Annotated in this window: 14 protein-coding genes; 11 read left to right on the forward strand and 3 right to left on the reverse strand. The window is 68.0% G+C overall.

All coding sequences use genetic code 11. The annotated features are described in order from the left end of the window. Positions 1-24: 24 nt before the first annotated feature. Positions 25-2,967 (reverse strand): ATP-binding protein, encoded by a 2,943-nt coding sequence (locus tag ACYVIP_RS12820; RefSeq protein WP_460395590.1) that lies wholly within the window; start codon positions 2,965-2,967, stop codon positions 25-27. A gap of 214 nt (positions 2,968-3,181) precedes the next feature. Here ACYVIP_RS12820 and ACYVIP_RS12825 point away from each other — a divergent pair, with 214 nt between their 5' ends. From ACYVIP_RS12825 to ACYVIP_RS12835, 3 genes are read left to right on the forward strand one after another with little or no spacing between them, the layout of a single operon-like run. After that, positions 3,182-3,598 (forward strand): hypothetical protein, encoded by a 417-nt coding sequence (locus ACYVIP_RS12825; RefSeq protein ID WP_460395592.1) that lies wholly within the window; start codon positions 3,182-3,184, stop codon positions 3,596-3,598. Positions 3,599-3,608: 10 nt separating this feature from the next. After that, a complete protein-coding gene (locus tag ACYVIP_RS12830) occupies positions 3,609-4,775 on the forward strand; it encodes a WXG100 family type VII secretion target (protein WP_460395594.1) in 1,167 nt (388 codons plus the stop codon). Then, positions 4,772-5,176 carry a hypothetical protein gene (locus ACYVIP_RS12835; protein WP_460395596.1) on the forward strand — a complete coding sequence of 135 codons (405 nt, stop codon included), beginning with the start codon at positions 4,772-4,774 and terminating at the stop codon, positions 5,174-5,176. The genes ACYVIP_RS12830 and ACYVIP_RS12835 overlap by 4 nt, the downstream gene beginning before the upstream one ends. A gap of 301 nt (positions 5,177-5,477) precedes the next feature. On the opposite strand, the gene ACYVIP_RS12840 is transcribed toward ACYVIP_RS12835, so the two are convergent. After that, on the reverse strand, positions 5,478-6,395 hold the full coding sequence (locus ACYVIP_RS12840; protein ID WP_460395598.1) for a hypothetical protein: 918 nt from the start codon (positions 6,393-6,395) through the stop codon (positions 5,478-5,480). Positions 6,396-7,214: 819 nt separating this feature from the next. After that, the gene (locus ACYVIP_RS12845) at positions 7,215-8,207 is read right to left on the reverse strand and encodes an LLM class F420-dependent oxidoreductase (RefSeq protein WP_460395600.1); all 993 of its coding nucleotides are present in this window, start codon (positions 8,205-8,207) and stop codon (positions 7,215-7,217) included. A gap of 208 nt (positions 8,208-8,415) precedes the next feature. Between ACYVIP_RS12845 and ACYVIP_RS12850 the strand changes: the two genes are divergently transcribed. The 8 genes from ACYVIP_RS12850 to ACYVIP_RS12885 are packed head-to-tail and all read left to right on the forward strand — an operon-like array spanning position 8,416 to position 21,639. Next, positions 8,416-9,876: a nitroreductase family protein gene (locus ACYVIP_RS12850; protein WP_460395602.1), complete on the forward strand. Its 1,461-nt coding sequence runs from the start codon at positions 8,416-8,418 to the stop codon at positions 9,874-9,876. Beyond that, positions 9,873-11,045, forward strand: a complete 1,173-nt coding sequence (locus ACYVIP_RS12855; RefSeq protein ID WP_460395604.1) for an acyl-CoA dehydrogenase family protein — start codon at positions 9,873-9,875, stop codon at positions 11,043-11,045. The genes ACYVIP_RS12850 and ACYVIP_RS12855 overlap by 4 nt, the downstream gene beginning before the upstream one ends. Next, on the forward strand, positions 11,038-12,510 hold the full coding sequence (locus ACYVIP_RS12860) for a class I adenylate-forming enzyme family protein (RefSeq protein ID WP_460395606.1): 1,473 nt from the start codon (positions 11,038-11,040) through the stop codon (positions 12,508-12,510). Before ACYVIP_RS12855 ends, ACYVIP_RS12860 begins: the two co-directional genes overlap by 8 nt. A 1-nt stretch (position 12,511) precedes the next feature. Next, entirely contained in the window at positions 12,512-12,784 is a 273-nt protein-coding gene (locus ACYVIP_RS12865; protein ID WP_460395608.1) for an acyl carrier protein, read from the forward strand. Beyond that, positions 12,781-13,680, forward strand: a complete 900-nt coding sequence (locus ACYVIP_RS12870) for a hypothetical protein (RefSeq protein WP_460395610.1) — start codon at positions 12,781-12,783, stop codon at positions 13,678-13,680. Before ACYVIP_RS12865 ends, ACYVIP_RS12870 begins: the two co-directional genes overlap by 4 nt. Next, positions 13,677-14,375, forward strand: coding sequence for a 4-hydroxy-tetrahydrodipicolinate reductase (locus ACYVIP_RS12875; RefSeq protein ID WP_460395612.1), 699 nt, complete (start codon positions 13,677-13,679; stop codon positions 14,373-14,375). Before ACYVIP_RS12870 ends, ACYVIP_RS12875 begins: the two co-directional genes overlap by 4 nt. Then, on the forward strand, positions 14,372-16,261 hold the full coding sequence (locus tag ACYVIP_RS12880; RefSeq protein WP_460395614.1) for an AMP-binding protein: 1,890 nt from the start codon (positions 14,372-14,374) through the stop codon (positions 16,259-16,261). The genes ACYVIP_RS12875 and ACYVIP_RS12880 overlap by 4 nt, the downstream gene beginning before the upstream one ends. Continuing rightward, on the forward strand, positions 16,261-21,639 hold the full coding sequence (locus tag ACYVIP_RS12885) for a type I polyketide synthase (RefSeq protein WP_460395616.1): 5,379 nt from the start codon (positions 16,261-16,263) through the stop codon (positions 21,637-21,639). The genes ACYVIP_RS12880 and ACYVIP_RS12885 overlap by 1 nt, the downstream gene beginning before the upstream one ends. Positions 21,640-21,677: the final 38 nt, after the last annotated feature.

The following is a 21,677-nucleotide window of genomic DNA, read 5'->3' on the forward strand; positions in this document are numbered from 1 at the left end:
GCTGAGATCGCGGCTGGGACCTACTCAGCGTGCCACCAGCCCGCCGAGCACCACCAGGTAATCCTCGGCACCGCCGCGCTCCGCCTCGGCCAGTACGGTGTGCCAGGTCGACCCGTCGACCGACTCCGCCCAGCGGTCACCGGCCGCCCGGAACCGGCGGGCCACCGGCGGCGGCAGGACCAGCCCGTCCCGCTCCCGCAGCCCGCTCGCGACGGTCAGCGCGGTCGCCGCGACCTCCGCGCTGGCCACGGCCTCGGCCAGGCCCACGAGGGTCTCGACCACCCGGTCCGAGCGGCCGTACGGGTTCTCCGCGAGCGACCGCCGAAACGCCTCCGCCGCGCCGTTCCGGTCACCGGAGCGCAGCAGGATCTCACCGCGGGCCCACCAGGCGGAGCAGGCGCAGCGGTTCGGCACGTGTCCACCACCGGTCCTGGCGATCGCCTTCGCCACGTGCTCGTCGGCCACCTCCAAATCGCCTCGACCGGTGGCGAGCACCGCGGCCTGGGCGTGCCAGAAGGTCTGGGTCGCGGGGTCGCCGGTGCGGTCGAACAGCGGCCGCGCCTGGTCGAGAGCCTCCGCCGCACCGTCCGGGTTGTCGTGCCGGCGCCGCAACTCCGCCCGGCAGAGCAGCGCGTCGAACAGCACGAACGGGTGCTCGTGGCTGGTGGCGAGGTCGACGGCCCGGTCAAGCAGCTCCTCCGCCTCGACGTACCGGCCGAGGTCGGCCAACGGCGCCGCCAGGTGGAGCAGCGCCTGACCGAGCAGCAGCGGCTCGCCGTCGGCGGCGACGTCCACCGCGGCGCGGTGCCACCTCGTCGCCGACGCCAGCCCGAACTGCCTGGTCAGCCAGCCCAGTAGGGTCAACGCGTACACCTGCCCGCGCCGGTCACCGCGCCGGCGGCACTCCACCAGCGCCCGTTCGGTGAGTGCGACCGCCTGCTCGCCGTCCCGCACGGAGATATCGATGATCGCGGTGTCGGCCAGCGTCGCGGCGACCGCCTCGGCGTCGATCGCCAGCCCCAGGAACGACAGGAAGCTCGCCAGCAGTTCCTCGTCGCGCTCCCTGGCCCGCCAGTACGTACTCAGCGTGGCGATCAGCACGAGGCCGGGCTTGGGGTCGTGGTCGGCGAACCACCGGTGCGCGGCCAGCAGGTTCGCCCGCTCGGCGTCGAAGGCCGCGTGGGTCCTGGCGCGGTCGGGTGTCCTCTCCCGGGTCAGCTCCACCCACCGCGCGACCGCGTTCGCGTGCGCGGCGGCGGCCGCGTCGGCCACGCCCCGCTCGAGGGCCCGCGCGGCGGCGAACGTCTGGATCGTCGGCACCATGGCGAACCGGCGACCGGTTGCGGTGTCGGTGATGTGCACCAGGCCGAGGGAAACGAGGCGGTCGAGCCGCGCCAACAGACCGTCGCCGGTGGCGTGCACCGCCAGGTCGTAGGTCCAGCCGCCCTGGAACGCGGCCAACCGGCACAGGGTGTCCAGCACGTCGTCGTCGAGCAGCGCGCAGCTGGCCGCGATCGCGTCCCGCAGCGAGCCGTGTCGTCGTTCGTGGCGGTCCCCGACGGCGTGCAGGTCCAGCGGCGCCTCCCGGACCGACTCCGCGACCGCCGCCCCGCGCACCCGCCACTGGCCAGCGGCAAGCTCCAGCCCGAGCGGCAGCCCGTGCAGCCGGCGGCAGATGTCGACGACGGCACCGCTGATGACATCGGTCAGCTCGAAGGACGGTGTCACGGCCTGCACGCGGTCGACGAAAAGCGCGACCGACGCCACCTCGGCAACCCCGTCCAGCCCACCTGGCCCGTCCGCCGGCACTGGCAACCCGGGGACCAGCCATTCCTGCTCGCCGGCGACGCCGACCGGTGCGCGGCTGGTCGCCAGCACACGCAGTCCGGGGAGCCGGCCGAGCAGGTCGGCCAGCACCGCACCGACGCCGTCGAGGTGCTCCAGGTTGTCCACCACGAGCACCGTCAGGCGCCCCGCCATCCGCTGGCCGATCCCGGCGACCGACACCTCGGGCGCGTTCACCGCGTACGCGATCGCCGGCAGCACCAGCTCGGCGCGGGGCACCGGGGACAGCGGCACCCACCAGGCGGTCACACCGCGCGCCGCGACCGCGTGCGCGGCGGCGAGCGCGAGCCGGGTCTTGCCGATGCCGGCGACACCGGTCAGGGTGATCAGCCGCTGGGGGCCGGTGGTCAGCCGATCGACCAGCGCCGCCACCTCGTCGTCCCGGCCGAACAGGCGGGTCAGCGGTTCGGGGATCGCCGGGGCCGGTGCCGTCGGCGGCTCGTCGGCGGCTCGTAGCAACTCCAGGTGCAGCTGCCGCAGCCGGGCGTTGGGCTCGACTCCGAGCTGCTCGGCGAGCAGGTCCCGGCAGCGGGCGAACACGGACAACGCCTCGGCGTTGCGCCCGGCACCGACCAGCGCGCGGATCAGCCGCTCCCACAGCGGCTCGCGCAGCGGGAACCGCTCGGTCAGCGCCCGCAGCTCGGCGCACAGCTCGGCCGCCCCGCCGGCGGCGCGGTCGAGGTCGACCCGCCGTTCGACCGCGGTGAGGAACTGCTCCTCGAGCTGCGGCACGTACTGGGTACGCAGAGTCGCCGAGGCCACCCCGCCCAGCGGCTCGTCCCGCCACAGCGCCACCGCCTCGGCGAGCAGCTCCCGCTCCGCCCGCGGGTCGGCGGCGGTGCGTGCCCGGTCCAGCAGCCGGCGGAACGCGTCCAGGTCGGTGCTGGTCGCCGTCAGCCGGTAGCCGGCGGGGCCGGTGGCGATGACGTCCTCGCCGACGGTCTGCCGCAGCCGCATCACCGCGGTCTGCACGCTGCCCCTCACCCGGCTCGGCAGGTCCTCTCCCCAGATCGCCCTGGCCAGCTCGTCGACAGACACCGACCGGTCGACGGACAACGCCAACGCGGCCAGCAGCGACCGCAGCCGTTCCGGCAGGGCCACTGGCGAGCCAGCGACCAACACCTCGAATGTTCCCAGCAGCCGTATCCGCACCCGTCCGCCCCCCCCGATGGTCGACGTGCACGACTCACCCCGTCGTATCGACACCCCGCATGCAGGGTAAACGTCAAAATCGCCACCCGCGTTACGCGACCGTCGCCGATCGCCGTGAGCGCGATGACACCGGTCTGTGAGCGCTCACCGGTTGGCTGCCGCCATGCGCAAACGAAACATGACCATGTCTATCGCGGGGGCCGCGCTGGTCGCAGCCGGCACCATCGCCTCCGCCCCCGTCGCGTCCGCCGAACCAGCGGCCAGTGCGGCGTCCTGGGTGTGCCAGCCGACGTGGGACGACACCGGTAGCGACGCGGGCCTCATCGTCGCCTGTAGCTACGACGGCACGGTCCGCGGCGCGGTCGCCTTCTACCGGAACGATGAACCGGAGCAGCTGTGGGCCGACGACGGCGCCACGGACCACCGGGCGGTCATCGCGGAGGCCACCTGGACGCAGGACGGCCGGGAGCGTCGGTCGACGGTCCGCAGCGCCGGGCCCGTCGAGTGGAAGGAAGTCGCCGTTCCGGAGGGGACCGCGGTGTGGCTGCGGCTGTGCCTCGAAGGCCACTCATGCGGTGAGGCGTACAAGACCTACGCGTGAGGGGGGTCCCATGGAGGGGTTCGACGTCGATCCGTCGGCGGTGGCCGGCTACGGGGTGCTGTGCGAGCGGGTGTGTGAGCAGCTGAGCACGGAGCTGCGGTTCATCGTGGCGAACGCCGGTGGAAGTGCGGGTTTCACCGGAGTGCTTTCCGTCCTCGCGGAACCGGCGAACGACTACGCAGACCTGGCGTCCCGCCGGCTCAGCGACCACGCGACCGCGCTGGCGGTCACGGCGTCCGAGCTCAAGCGGGCCGCGTGGGCGTACTCCGGTGCGGACCGGGAGACCTACGAGCGGTTCGACCCCGCCGCGTACCCGACGTCGGTGGCGCCGGAGCCCGAGTACCGGGACTTCCCTGACGCCGACCGGTACCCGGTGACCGACCCGACGGACGCGCTGCGCCCACCGGACATCGAGGACCCGGACATCCGGGCCAAGGTGGACGAGGTAGGGGGCGCGCTGGACGCGATAGACGACGCGATCGTCTACGTGACGGGTTGGTCGCCGGTCACCGCCATCACCAGGCCGATCTCCGGCAACTGGAACGCGCTCAGCGCCGCCGGTCAGGTGCTGATCGATGTGGGCAACGCGCTCGATGGGTCGTTGGCCAACCTGACCGAGAGCCTCGGACGGCTGGACGCGGGATGGGACGGCGGCGCCGCGCAGTCGTTCTCCACCTACCTGGGCCGGCTGGTCGAGGGCGCCGACCAGGAGGCCGCGCTGAACCGCATCGTCGGGCAGGTCTACCGGGCGGCGGCCGCCAGGGTCGAGAAGGTCGCCACCTTCGTGGTGGAGAAGCTGAAGAGCGCGATAGACCTGATCGGTGAGCGGCTCAAGTCCGCGCTGATCCCGTTCTACGGTTGGTACAAGCTGGTCGAGGCCGTGCGCACCTGCGTGAACCTGTTCGAACAGGCGCGGGAGCTGGTGGAGAGCGTCGAGCGGCTCATGGCGCGGGTGGAGAGCGTCATCGCCTTCGCCAAGGACCCGGTCGGCCAGACCACTGATGCCGGCCGGGACTGGCTGGAGTCGAAGCTGGCGCCGATCCGCCACCGGGTCGACGAGTACGGCAAGCGCGCCGAGACTGCCGCGGACATCGTCGAGCTGTCCAGGGTGGATGACTGGTCGAACGCGCCGGACCGCGGCTACAGCACCGGCAAGGACATGCGGAGGTCGAGATGACGGCGGGGGTTCCCGAGGACCTGCTTGCCGAGGTGGCCCGGTTCGACGACGCGCTCGCACAGCTGGACGGCGATCTCGCCAGGGCGTGGGAGCTTGAGGTGCCCGAGATCGAGCCGATGGACCCGGACGTGCTGGCGCAAGCCGCGACCGATCCCGACGCCGCGCCCGCGCTGCGCGCAGTGGCCGCCGCGGTGGCCGAGGGCCGGACGAGATGGACCGATCTCGCCGGAGTCGGCGGTGCGACAGACATGCCGGAGGTGCGCGACCTGTACGCCGCCGGCGCCGAGCACGTCCGGCAGATGCTGGACGAGGAGCGCGCCGGGCCCGCCACGGGGCCAGCGCCCACGGCGGTGGCGGACGAGGACGACTTCAGCACCGACTCGATCTACGATCCGTCCTGACCGCAGGGGAGTCAGGAGCTGTGGTCGCGGCCGCCGGACTGCTGTAACAGGCCGATGGAACTGAACCCTTACCGGAGTTTTCCACCGATTCGGCGGCGTCGACCGGGGGCGTATTCGTTCGAAGGCTGGGCTCGGTGGTTGGGTTAGCGTGCCCTCGGCGAGGGTGCGCCATCTGCCCGCTCGGTGAAGGTGTTGTGGGGTGCGGCCATCTGGAACATCAGCATGGTGTCCGCAGCGTATGGGTAGCGGGAATCCGTGTGGTTCCAGCCGAGTACGGGCGGTTGGTCGGCGGCGCGTTGTCCTATACGCGCCGGTGCTGTTCGAGCGCGTGCCCGATGCGTAACCGCCTCGCCTGGTCCTCGACCCAGTTGAGCAGGGTCTCGCCCGCCTCGCCGCCGAGCTCGCCCGCGAGGCGCTCCACGAACAGCACCGAGGGCGGGATGCCGTCCGGGCCCGCGTTGAACTCCGACAGGTACCGGAAGGCGTCCCAGGCGTCGCGCACCTCGTCGGGCCGGGGGAGGGGTACCGCGGGGCCAACGGCGTGGCTCATCAGCACGTCGAGCCTTGGCACGTCGCGGGTGGTGAGCCAGGAACGCAGGGAGTCCACGTCCCCGGGCGGGACGACGTCCATGACCTGGTCACCCACACTGGGCTTGGTGTAGGGGCGGAAGGTGGTGTCGTGGCCGAGGAGGCGCAGCCGTGCCGAGCCATGATAGTTCTTCACCGAGACGGTGATGGGGTGGTAGGACCCGGGGACCGTTCCTGGGTCATGCGCGATGACCTCGGTGAAGAAATGGTCGGAGGCGATGAGCGCGACCAGCCGGTCGGTCTGGCGTAACGCGGTCTTCGCCTCGGTCGCCTCCAGGATGCGGAAGGCGATGTTCACCGCGTGGCCGACCCAGCCATAGTCGTCGTGGCGGATGTCGCCGGAGTGCAGCGCGACCCGGAGCTTGAACTGGGCCATCTGCGCGCGGGTTGAGTTGTGGCGGCGCAGGGCGGCGACCAGCCGGTCGGGCAGGCGGTCGGCGATGACGCTCTTGGAGACGATTGGCGGGACGAGGATGAGTGCGCCGTCGCCGCGGTCCTCACTGTCGCAGGAGTCGAAGTTGATGTCCGACTCGGCGAAGGCCGTCTTGAGCACCTCGTACATCCCCTGACGAACGGCGAACTGATCAGTGTCCTGGCGACTGGAGTCGGTGAACCCCACTACGTCGACCACGACAATCGTCCGGTGCACTGCCGGCGTCAGATGGGCCACTGGGCATCCTTTCTCACGACACACCGGCGAACGACCGGCGCCGTCCTACGTATCGATTATGCGACGCCCAGGCACTGCGGACCCCCTCACCTGACAAGTCTCGCGTTGCTGGTCATGGTGCGCGCACCGTAATTGTCTACACCGGCAGTACGCCGCCGGGCCGTCGCCCAACCCGCACCACCGGCCCCGGTGATCGACGGGCGGCGAGCCGAGCTGACCCGCCAGCGGTGGGAGGAGATCCATGCCCTGTGGGACAAAGGAGTCGGCACGACCGGTTCACGGACTTTGTGCCAGAGCCAGAAAGAACTGGCCATTGACACACCTCGCCCTTCCGCGCTACCGGTGAAGCCAGCGGTTCGATGAGGGCGAGCGGCGTGACCTCTCGCAGATCTTGGACGCCTGCCCTGCCTGAACTCGTTCGTTAACGAGCTCCGGCAGGACTACCCAATAGTCCTTAACAGACTCACCTGCCCCGCATCCTGGGGAAATGGTGCAACAGGTCTCGGGTCATCGGACAATCGCTTGACCGCCGTTGCAATTGTGTCTAACCTGGAAGGTACGCGACAAGGATGTGCCGCACCTTGCTCGCATCTGGGAGACAATGCTCGCAATGCCCTTGGGTGGTTTTGACGCGCGAGGAGGACTCAGCTCGGTGCATTTGACCGCTCTTCGTCACCCGGTTGGTCTTCGCCAGTTTGGAATCAATGTCGGTGAGACTCGACGGAACTGTCGGTTACGACCGTCTCGGTCGTTGTGCTCTGGTTGTGCGATATTCCCCAGTTAGTTCGGGCTGTCTGTTCGTGTGCGGGGACCGGTCTGGTGAACAGCCGGAGCCAACGTCCTCGTCGCGTCGCTTAGATCGGTGCCGGTCGCAAGCAAAGTGATCACGGGGGTGTCCAGGCCATGATCGTAGTAGCTTCGGATCTTCTCTCCGCATACCTCGGGAGAACCGTGGATGATCAGTTCATCTACCACCGAGTCCGGGATCGCCTCGTTGGCCTTCTTCCGTTCATTGTTTCCCCAGGCCTCGAGCATCGGGCGCAGCACGTCGCCTCTGCCCAGCCATTCCTGGAAGATCGTGTATATCGGCACGGTCAGGTAGCTGGAGATCATTCGCCGACCTATCCTGCGGGCGACGTCGGCGTCGCGTGTCGGGCAGACGAAGACGCGCGAGACTAGCTCGATGTTTGGGCCGATCACCTCGCGTATCTTCGGTACGTCGGTGGCGGCCAGCCAATTGGTGATCACACCTTCGGCTTCCTGTGCGGCCAATCGAAGCATCCCGGGGCGTAGAGCTCCAAGCATTAGTTGAGGTGGCGAGGAAGGAGGACGTTCGAGTCGAAATTCCTGCACCGAGAAGGTTGTGTAGTGCTGATCCACCTTCTGTCCGGACAGTGCGGACCGCAAGAATCGTAGGGTATCCCTCGCGCGTTCGTATGGCCGATCGAAGTGGCTGGCATTCCACCGTTCCACGATCGTTGGAGAGGATACGCCAATGCCGAGTGTGGTGCGCCCGGGTGCGCATTCAGCCAGGGCCGCCGCGCTCATCGCGAGCAATGCCGGTCCGCGAGTGTAGATTGGCACGACTGCGGTGCCGAGTCGTAGCCGTGGCGCCCATTCTGAGGCGAGAATCAACGGAGAAAAGGCGTCTGTTCCGGCTGTTTCCGCAGACCATACGTCGGTAAATCCCAGATTTGCCAACTCGCTGATCAGTTGACGGTGTTCGCGCAACGGCTGCTCGTTCAACGGTAAGGTCAGTCCCAAGCGAAGCATATACACTCCCAGGTAAACCTCGTCGACGCGACGTTCTTAGTTTTACAGATGTCGCTCTAGCTGTCGAGGGTGGATCAAAAATCGGATACAGCATCGGTTCCCGGAGGAGGAACAGGTCTTGCGTGCGCACCATGAGACGGACGTAGATGGAGGGTTGGAATCTTCGGTCACCAGATTCTGGGATGAGACACGGTTGCGCGCGTTATCGATGGCAACGGTGCCGCCCGCCAGCAAGTCCGATCTTCCCGAGGTGATTCCAGACTGGGCGGGTGTGTCCGAAGTTCTGTGCGTCGGCTATGGCGAACGCTCCGGCGCTGTCATCACCAAGGGTAAGGCTGTCATGCGGGCGCGCACGACGCCCTCCGCCGGCGCGCTGTATCCCTTTGAGGTCATGGTCGCGCTCCGCAGCCGCGGTGGGTATGAGGTATATCACTACCAAGTCGTCGGGGCGTGTTTACGTCACCTGACGTCGGTGCCCGAAGGGGATGTCGCGAGTTTGATCTTCCCGGCGGAAACGAATTCGAGCCCTCCCGTGGCGATTGTCATCCTCGTTGGCAGAGCCGTCAGATCGATGCGAAAGTACGGCAGCCGCGGCTACCTCTATACGAACCTCGACATGGGCCACGCCGCGACCAATATCGCCATCGCGGCCGAGGAGGCGGGTTATGTCAGCGCGGTTCGACTGCGGTTCGATCGGCAACGTGCGGCGTGGCTGTTCGGACTGGAGCACGAGATCCTGGAACCCCATTCGCTGATCACGCTGAGCCATCCGGAGCGGCCACGGCCATCTGCGCAACGGATGACAAACCCCTTCGCGGTGCCGCTCTGGCGGCATGACGATGACAGCGCTCTCGAAGTCTCCGACCCGGACGACCGGGAGGCGTGGCGAGCAGTAGGTCCGGTCAGTGGCAGTGTTGACGAGGCCGGTGTGACGCCCAGACGGGGTAGGGTCCTGTCGGTCGATGCCGACGGTGACGACCGTCCGGATGGGGTGCGCTTGCGCCGCCCAAGGGCTGGAAGCTCGTTCACCTTCCATCGGGTGGCGCTGCGGCGTGAGTCTGCCAAGGGCTTTGTTCCGGAGCCGGTGGAGCGCGATGTCCTCGCGCACACACTGTCCGCTCTTACCGAGCCGACCCAGGTGGACTGCGCCGATGGTCCAGTGGTTGGCGTACGTCTACTTGTTCGTCAGGTCAACGGACTGGAACGCGGTGTCTGCGTCTATTCGCCAGCGCAGCATTCCCTGCGACCGGTACGTGCTGGTGGCTGCGCTGATGACGCGGTCGTCGCCGCCTGCATGAACCAGGAGGTGGTGAGGAGCGCCGCGGTGCTGGTCGCCCTGCACGCGCCCGTGCGTCCGTTGTTGAACCGATTCGGCAAGCAGGGCCTGGCCGAACTGCTCTTCCACGCGGCGTGTGCGGCGCAGCGGCTGTGCCTGGGAGCTGCCGAGCATGGCATTGGTATCACCTGCGTCGGTGGTTTCGACGCGGAACTGGTCGGGGACCTGACGGGATTGCGGGCACCGCAGGAGACGCTCTATGTCCTCGCCGCCGGAGTGCCCGACAGGTTCGCCGTGAAGTGGGACCGGGCGCCCATCGCCTACAGCCACGGGAGTCCGGTCACCGATCGGTCGGGCGACGTCTCCGCGCCGGAGCGGGCGGTGTACCCATGATGTTGCGCAACAGCCTCATCGCTGGACGTCTCACCGCCGAACATCGGGACATGGCCTCCCGCGCCGCTTCGTACTTCACGCCAGCGTGGTTGGAGAAATGGCGAATCCGCCCCGATGGACATATCCATCGGCACGCCTGGCGTGACATCGCCGCACATGGATTCATGGGTGTGTCACAGCCACGTGAGCATGGCGGGCATGGGCTCGGCCTGCTCGGCGCACTCGTACTGGCCGAGGCAGTCGCACAGACCGGGGACGGCGGAATCGCCCTGGGTATGCATGTGCAGAACGAGATCGCCTGCCAGTGGCTCGTCTCTTCCCGGAATCCAGCGCTACGCGAACGATTCCTGCCTCGGTTGCTCAACGGCGAAGTGGTCGCCTGTCAATGTGACACCGATCCGTCGCCGCGGGAACGTGCTACGGCCACGTCCGACGGCACAGATGTTCTTGTCACCGGGACGAAGAACTTCGTTGTCAACGGAGCCAACGCGGACCTGTGCTTCGTCAGCGTCGAGTTGGACGGGCAGCCAGCCATCGTGTTGATCGAGAAGCCCAGCCCTGGCGTGCGGGTGACCCACGTGTACGACAAACTCGGGACCCGGGGAATCGACTCCGCGACCGTCGAGTTCGATCGGGTCCGGGTGCCGGGTGACCATGTCCTGTCGCGGCGGGGACTCAGCCAGCTGATGAGCTGGAACCGTGTCATGGCCCAGATGCGTTTTCTCATCGCCGTCGACGCTTTCCTGCTCCACCGGATGCTGCTTGCCCACGTCGTCGAGTACACGACCGGGCGAGAGCTGGGGGGCCGGCCGCTGGTGGCGTGGCCGGTGAACCAGCACGCGCTGGCGCGGGCGCGGGCCGATCAGGAGTTGATGGAAGCCGGCATCGTCGATGGCTACCTCCGGCTGACCGAGGGCGGCAGCACCGTCCCGGAGATCGCCCAACTGAAGTGGTTCTGCGTGGAACGGGCGACACAACTCGCCACGTTGGGTACGGACCTGGAAGGTGGTCACGGCTACATGTGGGACAGCGTCTCGCTACGTGCGCACGCACAGATACGCGGGCTTCGGATGTCAGGTGGCAGCCAGACCACCATGCTCACCATCGCCAATCACAGTCTCGCCGCCAGGGCCGAGTTGGCAGTCGACGGTGGAAGTCACGATGTCTGACCGAGATGATCTCGTGGAGGTCTTCCAGCGTGCCTGCGCCGAACACGGCGCCGCCACCGCGATCGTCGACGGCGACGGGGAAGTCGACTACGCCGAGCTGAGGTCGAAGGTAGCGCAGCGTGCCCGGGCACTCGACTCCGTGCTCGGGCCCGACACGGTCCGAGTGGCCATCCAGGCCAGCAACAGCGTGGAATACCTGGTCACGTACTACGCGCTGATCGCATCGGGTCGGCTGCCGTTCCTTGTGGACGCGGAGTTCGGCGCGGTCGAACTCGAGGAGATCCGATCCACCTGTGGCGTGGCGGCCTTTCTCGTCGATGATCCGGACCACTTCCCGTTGCCGATGTCCGCGCGCGCCGTGCCTGGTAGCTCGCTGACGCTGGCCAGCACCACGCAACGTCAACCGGAACGAGTGCCCGAACCGCATCCCACCACGGTGACCTGTCGATTCACGTCCGGGTCGACAGGTGCTCCCAAATGTCTCGAGTTCTCCACACGAGCCATCCACAACGCCGCGCGCAACTGGATGACGGGAACCGGCCTTGGCCACGAGGACCGGGTCCTGTGCCTGGCCTCGTTCAGCAACGGTCTGGCTTTCAACACATCTGTCCTACCGGTGCTACTGGCCGGCGCGCAGCTACACATCTACCGTGGGCTACCGACCTCGCACGGAATAACGCGGGCGGTGCTGCGGTCGCGAGCGACCCGGTTGGTGGCTTTCCCCTTCGCCTACCGGGTGTTGGCCGACGCATCCCAGGCCGACGTGGCGGCGTTCGCGACAGTGCGCACCGCGATATCCGCCGCGGCGGCGCTCCCGGCGGAGGTCCGCGCGTCCTTCGAGAACCGATACCGGGTACGCATCGCGGACTACTACGGCATTGCCGAAGTAGGACCATGCACGTTCGAACCGGACCATCGGCGTCGTGCCGGCCTGGGCACCGCCCTGCCCGGCGTCACACTGCGCACTGTCGAACTTCCCACCGGTGAACACGAGATCCGGGTGCGTACCGAGTCGATGTCGACCGAATACCTCAACACACCAGACCCGCTGCGAGCCCGCGTCGATCACGATGGGTTCCTCCGCACCGGTGATCTTGGCCGCATCGAGGATGGCCGGCTGTTCATCACCGGCCGGGTCGGCGGTCCGATCAACCTGGCCGGTCGTAAGGTCGACCCCACCGAGATCGAACGGTTCGTGCGCACCCTCGACGGAATTCAGGACGCGGTGGTGTTCCTGGACACGGACACCCGAGCCGACCCTGTGGTGCATGTCGTGTTGACCGGCACCCGGTGCCCAGCACGTGGCGAGGTGCTCCAGGCCTGCCGGCGGAGCCTGGCAGGCTACAAGGTTCCCGGTCGCGTCTCGTATCTGCCGGCTATTCCACGCTCAACCACCGGAAAGGTCCGATTCAGCGAGCTCAGGCGGCTCGTCACGGAGCCAGGGAACCAGGACGGGAGCGAGTGACGTGCGCAACGATGCCGTGGATACGACTCTCCGCGAGCAGGTCGAGCACCTGGTGGAAGTGGCCACCGGCAGGGTGGTGACCGTGGCGGATCTGCGGGCCGCCGCGGGCGCCCTCGACGAAGCGGGAGTCAACTCGATCGGCTACATCAACCTGTTGGAAGCGCTGGATCGACGTTACGGAGTGGTCGTCGATCCGGAAGAGGCTGCCCAACACCTGCTCACGGTGGATTCCATCGTACGGTTCGTCCGCGAGCACCAGGAGCGGCCGTCGTGAACGCCCCGGCGGAATCCTCTGGCCAGGTGCGGGATTCCCGTTCGTACCTGGAGAACGCACTGGCCGCCGAGCGGCGGTGCGGTGTGCTGCCGCTGCTCGATCTGTTCGATGCCGATCCTGATGGACTCGTGGTCAGCGTGCGCGATGGGCGGTTGATCGCCGGGTTGGGACTGTTCACGCCAAACGCCCTGCTCGACTGGACCGATCCGACCGTCCGCGCCCGGCGCGAGGGGGACCATGTCGTGCTGGACGGCCGGTTCCGCATCGTTGACGAACGGGCCGATGTCTCGCTCGTGCTCGTCGCACTGGAAGGGCGGCTCCACCTCGCGCTGCTGCCACATCGGTACGGCGGCGTCCGGGTGAGCGGAATCTGGGGCGAAGTGGCCGACGCTTCGCTGCGGACCGACTCATTGTCCCAGCCAGTATCGTGGGCGGCGGGTGGTCCACTGGCGAGGGTATTCGAGAATTACGCGTGGGAGTTTGTTGGCGAGGCCACCGCATGGAGCGCCACGGTTATCGCGGATCTGCGGCGAGCGCTCACAGCCGTGCCATCGGAGGAGCCGTTCAGCACCTCCCAGTACCTTGCCCACGAACTCACCAGGCTCGAGATCGAGGTCCTGCACGCGGGAACGGCGGCGCGTCTTGGCGACGCGTTCCAAGCGGAACCCGCCGGTGGCGAAGCGGTGGTCGCGGTCCTGCTGAGCGCAACGGACCTGGTCCGGCGCACAGTCGTGGTAGCCGAGGATCTGACCACTGAGCTTGGCCTTCGGGCGAGCCCGGTCACCGATGGTCGTTGGCCGGGCTCCGCTGTCGGCTTGTTCTTCGGTGGCCGGCGCATGGTGGAGCGGGAACTCGCCCGTCGGATGGGACTGCCGTCGGGGGTGCCTGGCCGATGATCGTGCCGGTGGTCGTCTGCGGACGTAGCGGACGCATGGCGAGGTTGATCGCCGAGGCCGTCCACGCCGATCCCCAGCTGGAACTCACCGCCCGGGCTTCGACCCGACCTCAGGGGGTGCGGCTGGCGGAGGTCGCGCCGAACCGGCCCGCGGTGGTCGATTTCACCGCGGCCGAGGCGACGGTCGCGCTGCTCAAACAGGCCCTGACCGTGCCGTGCGCACTGGTCGTCGGTACGAGCGGCCTCGGACCCGACTCTCGCGAACTGCTCGACGAGGTTGGCCGCCATCGACCTGTGGTGATAGCGGCCAACTTCAGTCTGGCGTTGGCGGCGATGGCACGCTTCGTTCGCGACCTCTCGGACCATGCCGGCACGGGCTGGGCCGCGGGTGTCCTCGACATACATTTCGCCGGCAAGCGGGACCGTCCAAGCGGGACGTCGAGGTTTCTTGCCGGGCAGTGGCAAGGAGCAGACCGGGCGGCAACCGAGATCGCGTCGTTCCGGATGGGTGACGGTGTCGGTGAACATCGTCTGCTCGCCGCTGGTCCGGGCGAGCAGGTCGAGGTCACGCATCGCGTTGTCGACCGCCGCGCCTACCTGCCCGGAATCCTGCGCTCGATCCGGTTCGCGGCTCAGGCGTCGCCAGGGATCTACACCTTGGAAGACACGGTTACGCCAGGTTGGAGGGATCAGTGACACCGACGACGAAAGCGTCCGTTACCAGCCTCAGAACACTGATCGAGCAGCACGCATCGGCTCGTCCGGAAGCGACCGCGCTGTGCGCGCCGGATCGTGATCCACTGACCTGCCGGGCGTTGGCCGACCGTGTCGCACACGTTGGACGCAAGCTCAATAACCTCGGCATCGGACGGGGACACCGGGTCGCGATCGTACTTCCCAACGGTCCCGACCTTGCGGTCGCTTTTCTCGCCGTGGCCACCTATGCCGCCGCGGCTCCGCTCAACCCGGCTTATCGGGAGCCGGAGTTCGAGTTCTTCCTCGCCGACATGAAGGCCGACGCGTTGCTGGTGGCGGGTGGTAGTGATTCGCCGGCGACGGCGGTCGCGCGGCGACTCGGCATTCGAGTCGTGACACTGGAACCAGACCGCACGGCCGCCGCGGGGACGTTCCAGCTCACCGGCGACGCGGTCCGGCTGTCCGCCGACAGGACCGGTCCCGCGGACGCGGACGCGACGGCACTGCTCCTCCACACGTCCGGCACGACCGCACGACCCAAGCTGGTGCCGCTCACGCACGCCAACCTGTGTGTGGCGGCCGACAACACCCGCCGGGCCTTCGCGATCGGCGATTCGGATCTGTGTCTGAACATGATGCCGCTCCACCACGCGCATGGCCTGACCAGCACGCTGCTCGCGAGCTTGATCGGTGGTGGCGGGATCATCTGCACGCCAGGGTTCTCCGACACCGGGTTCTTTGCCTGGCTGGAGGCATACCGGCCGACCTGGTACACGGCCGTGCCCGCCATGCACCAGGCCCTGCTGACCGTGGCCCACCGACACACCGAAGTCATCGCGTCGCACCGACTACGTTTCATCCGTTCGGCATCCGCGCCGATGCCCGGTCCAGCACTCGCCAAGCTTGAACAGACGTTCCGCGCCCCGGTGATCGAGGCGTACGGAATGACCGAGGCGGGTTCGCTGATCACGAGCAACCCACTGCCACCTCGGGTCCGCAAACCCGGATCCGTTGGCCTGCCGGTGGGCCAACCGGTGGCGATCCTGGATGAGACAGGGCGCAGACTGGCCGCGGGCGAGTCGGGCGAGATCGCCATTCGCGGCGCGAACGTGATGACGGGCTACGACAACGACCCCCACGCCAACCAGCGGTCCTTCACCGACGGATGGTTTCGCACGGGTGATGAGGGCCGCCTGGACGAGGACGGCTACCTCCACATCGTCGGCCGAACCAGGGAGATGATCAACCGGGGCGGGTCGAAGGTCTCTCCCGCACAGATCGATGAGGTGCTCGGCGAACACCCTGCCGTCGACACAGCGGTTGCTTTCGGGTTGCCACATCCGACTCTCGGTGAGGATGTCGCCGTCGCGATCGTCCCGCGTCCGGGCGGTTCCGTGGACGAGCGGGAGCTACGCGCGTTCGCCGCGGAGCGGCTGGCCGACTTCAAGGTGCCCAGCCGGGTGTTCGTCGTCTCCGACGTGCCTCGAACGCCCGCCGGCAAAGTGCGACGGCTGAAGCTGGCCGAACAGTTCGCCACGTCGATGACCAGCGGCGTGCCGCGGCTGCCCGAGGAGCCGATGCGGCGCCGGCTGGCCGAGATCTGGTCCCGCGTCCTGGAGCGCGAACAGGTCGGCCTCGACGACAACTTCTTCGATCTCGGCGGCAATTCGTTGCTGCTGACCCGTGTCTGCGAGCTCCTGCGCGACGAACTCGCGGTGGATGTTCCGGTCCCGGTGTTGACCATGTACCCCACGGTCGGCTCCCTCGCCGAATACCTGTCCGGCGGCACCGTGCCGGCGGGTACGGAGCAGGACACCGATCGATTCGTCATGGCGAGACAACGCCTGCTGCGTCAACGCGGCCATCACCCGCGAGCGGAGGCGTGATGTCCACCACGGGCTTGGAGATCGCTGTCGTCGGACTGTCCTGTCGGCTTCCCGGCGCTCCGGACGCACTGCGGTACTGGCGGAATCTGTGCGATGGCACGGAGTCCATCACAGTCTTCGCGCGCGATCGGCTGGCTGCGGCAGGTGTGCCGGACGCGCTGCTCGACAATCCCGGATACGTGCCCGCACATGGCGTGCTGGCCGGCTTCGACCAGTTCGACGCCGAGTTCTTCGGGGTGTCTCCTCGGGAGGCCGCACTCATGGACCCACAGCACCGGGTGCTGTTGGAGTGCGCATGGGAGGCACTGGAAGACGCCGGCTTTGACCGGACCGCCGTCCCCGGACAGGTCGGTGTCTTCGCGGGCTCGTACTACAACTCCTATCTCGAGAACCTCACCGGCCACGTCGACCGCGACGACCCGGGTGCGGCTTTCGCGCTCAACATCGCGAACGAAAAGGACTATCTGGCCGCGCGGATCGCCTACAAGCTCGATCTCCACGGTGCGGCGGTCACGGTGCAGACGGCGTGCTCCACCTCGCTGGTCGCCGTGCATCTGGCATGTCAGGCGCTGTTGAGCGGTTCGTGCGACATGGCGCTGGCCGGCGGCGTCACCGTCCGTGCCAAGCAGGTCGGCTACCTGTTCGAGCCGGGAGGGATATTCTCTCCCGACGGGCACTGCCGACCTTTCGACGCGGCGGCCAAGGGCACGGTGCCGGCCAATGGCGTCGGTGTGGTCGCGCTGCGCCGCCTCGAGGACGCGGTCGCGGACGGCGATCCCATCCGTGCCGTCATCAAGGGCTCGGCGATCGGCAACGACGGCGCTGAGCGCGTCGGTTTCACCGCTCCCGGCGCAACGGGACAGAGCAGGATCATCCGGGCTGCGCTGGACATGGCGGAGGTCGATCCGGCGACCGTCACCTATGTGGAGGCTCATGGCAGCGGCACGCCGGTGGGTGACCCGATCGAGGTGCTCGCGCTCACGCGGGCCTACCGCGGTGTCGCGCCTGGCCGCTGTGCGATCGGCTCGGTGAAAGGCAACATCGGCCACACCCATGCCGCCGCGGGAGTCGCCGGCCTGATCAAGGTTGTGCTCGCGCTCCAGCACCGGCTGCTGCCGGCCAGCTTGCACTACGACACCGCCAACTCGGACATCGACTTCCACGCCACGCCGTTCTCCGTCAACACCGGCCTGACACGGTGGTGCACCGACGGCTCGCCGCTGCGCGCCGGGGTCAGCTCATTCGGTATGGGAGGAACCGGCGCCCACGTGATCGTCGAGGAAGCGCCAGCCAGGGACGGCGGCTCGCCGGGTCGGGGTCACCAGGTGCTGCCGGTGTCGGCTCGCTCGGAGACCGCGGTGGAGGCGGCGGTCGGCAAGCTGGCCACCTGTCTGACCGCCCGGCCTGACCTGCCGGTCGGGAGCGTCGCACGCACTCTGCAGAGTGGTCGTCGGCAGTTCGCGCACCGACGCTTCGTGGTCGCCGACACCAGCGCTTCGGCGGCACAGGCGCTGCGCGAGCGCAACCGCCACCGGTTGCGGACCGGGCACGCGAGTGGTCCACCACCGCGGGTGGCGTTCATGTTTCCCGGGCTCGGGGAACAGCGGGTTGGCATGGGCCGCGAACTGTATGCCAACGATCCGGTGTTCCGCACCGAGATCGACCGGTGTGCTGACGGGCTGCGACCCTACCTGGACGTGGATCTGCCGACGATGCTCTATCCGCCTGAGGACACGTCCGGCGGATTCGGTGAACACGCCAACGGACGTCAGAAGGTGGCCGGCGGCCTCGGGGAACGCGCCGACCTGGATCGCACTCGCTACGCACAACCTGCCATGTTCACGATCGAATACGCGCTTGCTCGACTGTGGCAGTCCTGGGGCGTGCGTCCCGACGCCATGCTCGGTTACAGCATCGGGGAGTACGTGGCCGCCTGTCTCTCGGGCGTGTTCACGCTCGAGGACGCGTTGCGGCTGGTCGTCCGCCGCGGCGAACTCATCGATCGGCTTCCCGCGGGCGCGATGCTGGCCGTACCGCGTGCGGAGTCGTACGTACAGGAACTACTCGGCGACGGACTCTCCATCACCGCGGTCAACGGCCCTGACATGTCCGTGGTCGGTGGCGAGGTCGAGCGCATCGCGGACCTGGAGCGGCGGCTCGCCGACCGGCACATCGCCACTCGGCGGATCCGCACGACACACGCCTTCCACTCACACATGATGGATTCGATCACGGCCGAGTTCGCGGAACTGGTCGCGTCGACCACTCGCAACCCGCCGCATAGTCCCTATGTCTCCACCGTGACGGGTGACTGGATCACCGCCGGCCAGGCACAGGACCCGAACTTCTGGGCAACGCACCTCAGGCGGCCGGTGCGCTTTGGTGATGCGGTGTCGCGGCTGCGGCAGGAACCAGGTCGTCTTCTCCTGGAGGTCGGGCCGGGCCGCGCGCTGAGCGGGCTCGTCAGCCGCGCGGGAGGACGTCGAGCGGCTGACGTCCATTCGTCGCTGCCGGGGGAGTACAACCGTTACAGCGAAGAAGAGTTCCTGGTTACCACCGCCGGCAAACTCTGGGCCGCGGGGGTCGACCTGGAATGGTCCACCGTGCGTGGGGGAAAGGCCGCCAAGATCTCGCTACCGACCTACCCGTTCGAGCGGCGGCGCCACTGGCTACAACCGGCCACGAACCCAGCCGAACGCGATGTTCCACCCGCACGGAGGGCCGACATCGCCGACCGGTTCCACGTTCCGGTGTGGGAGCCGTTGGCACCGCATACGGCCCCGATGTTTCGCCACGTCCCCGAGCTGTCCTGGCTCGTGTTCCTCGACGAGCGGGGAGTGGGCGTCGGCATCGTGCGGCGCCTCCGCGAGGCCGGCCACCACGTGACGACGGTCCGTGCCGGTCTGGACTGGCGTCGAGACTCCGAGCGTTCGTTCGAGATGGCACCCGGCAACGATGAGCACTACCGCCGGCTCATGGCGGAGGCCGGCCTGCCGGACAGGATCGTCCATCTGTGGAACATCGGGACTCCTGCGGCACTCGAGCAGATGTTGGAGCGCGGGTTCGCCAGCCTTCTTCGGCTCAACCAGGTAGTCGCCAGCCTGCCGCTTGACCTTGCCATCGTGACGAACGAGGCATACGCCGTGCTCGGCACCGAGGACGGCGCACCCGAGCAGACCACCAGCGCGGGCGCCTGCCTGGTCCTTCCGCTGGAACAGCCGGAGACGAGTTGCCGCGTCGTCGACATCTCGGTGGCGCACATGGACTCCGACCAGCTGTTGGCCGAACTGCTCCGGCCGTCGGGCCACCCGTTCACCGCGCTACGCGGCCGGCGGCGCTGGTTCCGGACCTACCGTCCGGTTCGCTTGGACACGCGAACGGAACCGCGGATGGGTGGAACCTATCTGATAACCGGCGGCTTCGGCGGCATCGGCCTGACATTGGCCAAACACCTGGCGCGGGAGGCCAAGGCCAGGCTGGTCCTGGTCAGCCGAGCCGAACTGCCGCCACGGGACACCTGGGACCATGAACCACCCACCGGACCGCACGCGGGACGCGTTCGTGCGGTGCGCGAGCTCGAGGAACTCGGTGCTGAGGTGATGGCTGTCTCGGCAGATGTGACCGATCTCGGGCGGATGACCGAGATCGCCGACGACACGGTGGCGCGGTTCGGCGCCGTCCACGGCATCGTGCACGCGGCCGGCGTCGCGGCGGACGGCCTGGCCCAGCTCAAGGATGTGGCCAGCGCGCTGCGGGTGCTGGCGCCGAAGGTGCGCGGTGGGCTCGTCATGGACACCCTTGCCCGGCGTCTCCGGCCGCAGTTCACCATGTACTGCTCGTCCACGTTGGCAATCACCGGCGGCGTCGGCCAGATCGACTACGTTGCCGCCAACGCGTTCCTGGATGCGTTGGCAGCACGAAACGATGTCAGCGGAGGGCCAAGGACCATCTCGGTCAACTGGGACGCCTGGCAGGAGGTTGGCATGGCCGCGCGGACGGTGGACGGTGTGCCGCCAGCCCGAGTCGACCATCCACTGCTGGCTGAGTGCCTCGTCGACGGCGAGACGGCGGTGTACTCGGTGTCGTTGGCGGCTCACGGCTGGTTGGTCGACGAACATCGCATCGCCGGCAGAGCTGTCCTGCCCGGCACCGGTCACCTCGAGTTGGTTCGCGCTGCCTATGAGCACCACAGCGGAGGTCGCGGCGTCGGGCTCGAGTTGCGTGACGTCACCTTTCTTTCGCCACTGGTCATGGCCGATGACCAACGTCGTGAGCTGCGGGTCATCCTGGAAGGCGACCAGTTCTCGGTCGTGAGCAGGTACCACGGTGACACCGACGAGTGGCTGGTACATGTCACCGGCGAGATCGGCCCGACGGAGGCCACGCCAGAACCCTACGACCTCACCGCACTGGTGAGCGAGCATGGGATGCAGGACACCGACGCAGTCGTGCACGCCGGGCCGATGAGCTTCGGCCCTCGTTTCGACTGCGTACGGAAGGTGCGTGTCGGTACGGCCGGTGCCGTCGCGGAACTGGAGCTCCCTGCCCAGTTCGCCGCCGAACTGGAGCACCTCCGGCTGCACCCCTCGTTGATGGATAACGCCATGGGCTTCTACGGCATCCAGTTCGCGCGCGAGTTCCGTGTTCCCGTTTCCTATGGGCGCCTTGTCCTCCTGGCGCCGTTGCCCCGGCGGATCGTCAGTCATCACCGCTTCCGGGAACCTGACCAGCAGGGCAAGGAAATATTCTCATCGGATGTCGTGGTCACCGACGAGCGGGGAATGATGGTGGCCAGCGTCGAGAATTTCGTGCTCAAACGAGCCACCGATGTGGACAGTCAGCTCGCCGCGCTGTGTGCGGGAACGCTGACCGGAACCGTCACCCGCCGACTGCCCCGCCAGGGTCGTCAGGACCGGCCGTCGCCGCTGAGGGAGCACATCGCGGAGGGAATTCGCCCCGACGAAGGAGTTGACGCGTTCACCCGGGTCATCGCCTCGAACATCGGTCCCAACGTGGCCGTCGCGACGAAGGACCTTGGCGCCGTGGCGGCCGAGGTCGTGTCGCACAGTCAGGCGATGTTGGCGGTACCCGGAGCGCCGGTCCGTGCGGAGCCAGGACCTGACGGCCTGTCCACCGACGAGGCGTCAGCGGACGACCTGGAGCGCGCCCTGGTACGGCAATGGGCTGACCTGCTGGGCCTCGACAGCCTCGGGGTCGAGGACGACTTGTTCGAACTCGGTGCACATTCCCTGCTCGGGCTCCAGTTCGTCGGCCGGATCCGGCGGAGCCTGGGTGTCGACTTGCCGTTGGCCATGCTGTTCGAGGCAAGTACGGTCCGCGAGCTCGCGGCGGTACTGCGCCCGCAGCTCCAACGGTGACGGCGCTGGACGTGCACGAGGAGGTGACCGGAACCGTG

Source organism: Actinophytocola sediminis, assembly GCF_054779715.1.

What these genes read in the sequence shown, in the direction of transcription:
- ACYVIP_RS12855 (WP_460395604.1), top strand. Translation starts at nt 9,873, where the DNA reads ATGATGTTGCGCAACAGCCTCATCGCTGGACGTCTCACCGCCGAACAT.
- ACYVIP_RS12835 (WP_460395596.1), top strand. Translation starts at nt 4,772, where the DNA reads ATGACGGCGGGGGTTCCCGAGGACCTGCTTGCCGAGGTGGCCCGGTTC.
- ACYVIP_RS12860 (WP_460395606.1), top strand. Translation starts at nt 11,038, where the DNA reads ATGTCTGACCGAGATGATCTCGTGGAGGTCTTCCAGCGTGCCTGCGCC.
- ACYVIP_RS12885 (WP_460395616.1), top strand. Translation starts at nt 16,261, where the DNA reads ATGTCCACCACGGGCTTGGAGATCGCTGTCGTCGGACTGTCCTGTCGG.
- ACYVIP_RS12830 (WP_460395594.1), top strand. Translation starts at nt 3,609, where the DNA reads ATGGAGGGGTTCGACGTCGATCCGTCGGCGGTGGCCGGCTACGGGGTG.
- ACYVIP_RS12850 (WP_460395602.1), top strand. Translation starts at nt 8,416, where the DNA reads ATGGCAACGGTGCCGCCCGCCAGCAAGTCCGATCTTCCCGAGGTGATT.
- ACYVIP_RS12875 (WP_460395612.1), top strand. Translation starts at nt 13,677, where the DNA reads ATGATCGTGCCGGTGGTCGTCTGCGGACGTAGCGGACGCATGGCGAGG.
- ACYVIP_RS12825 (WP_460395592.1), top strand. Translation starts at nt 3,182, where the DNA reads ATGTCTATCGCGGGGGCCGCGCTGGTCGCAGCCGGCACCATCGCCTCC.
- ACYVIP_RS12845 (WP_460395600.1), bottom strand. Translation starts at nt 8,207, where the DNA reads ATGCTTCGCTTGGGACTGACCTTACCGTTGAACGAGCAGCCGTTGCGC.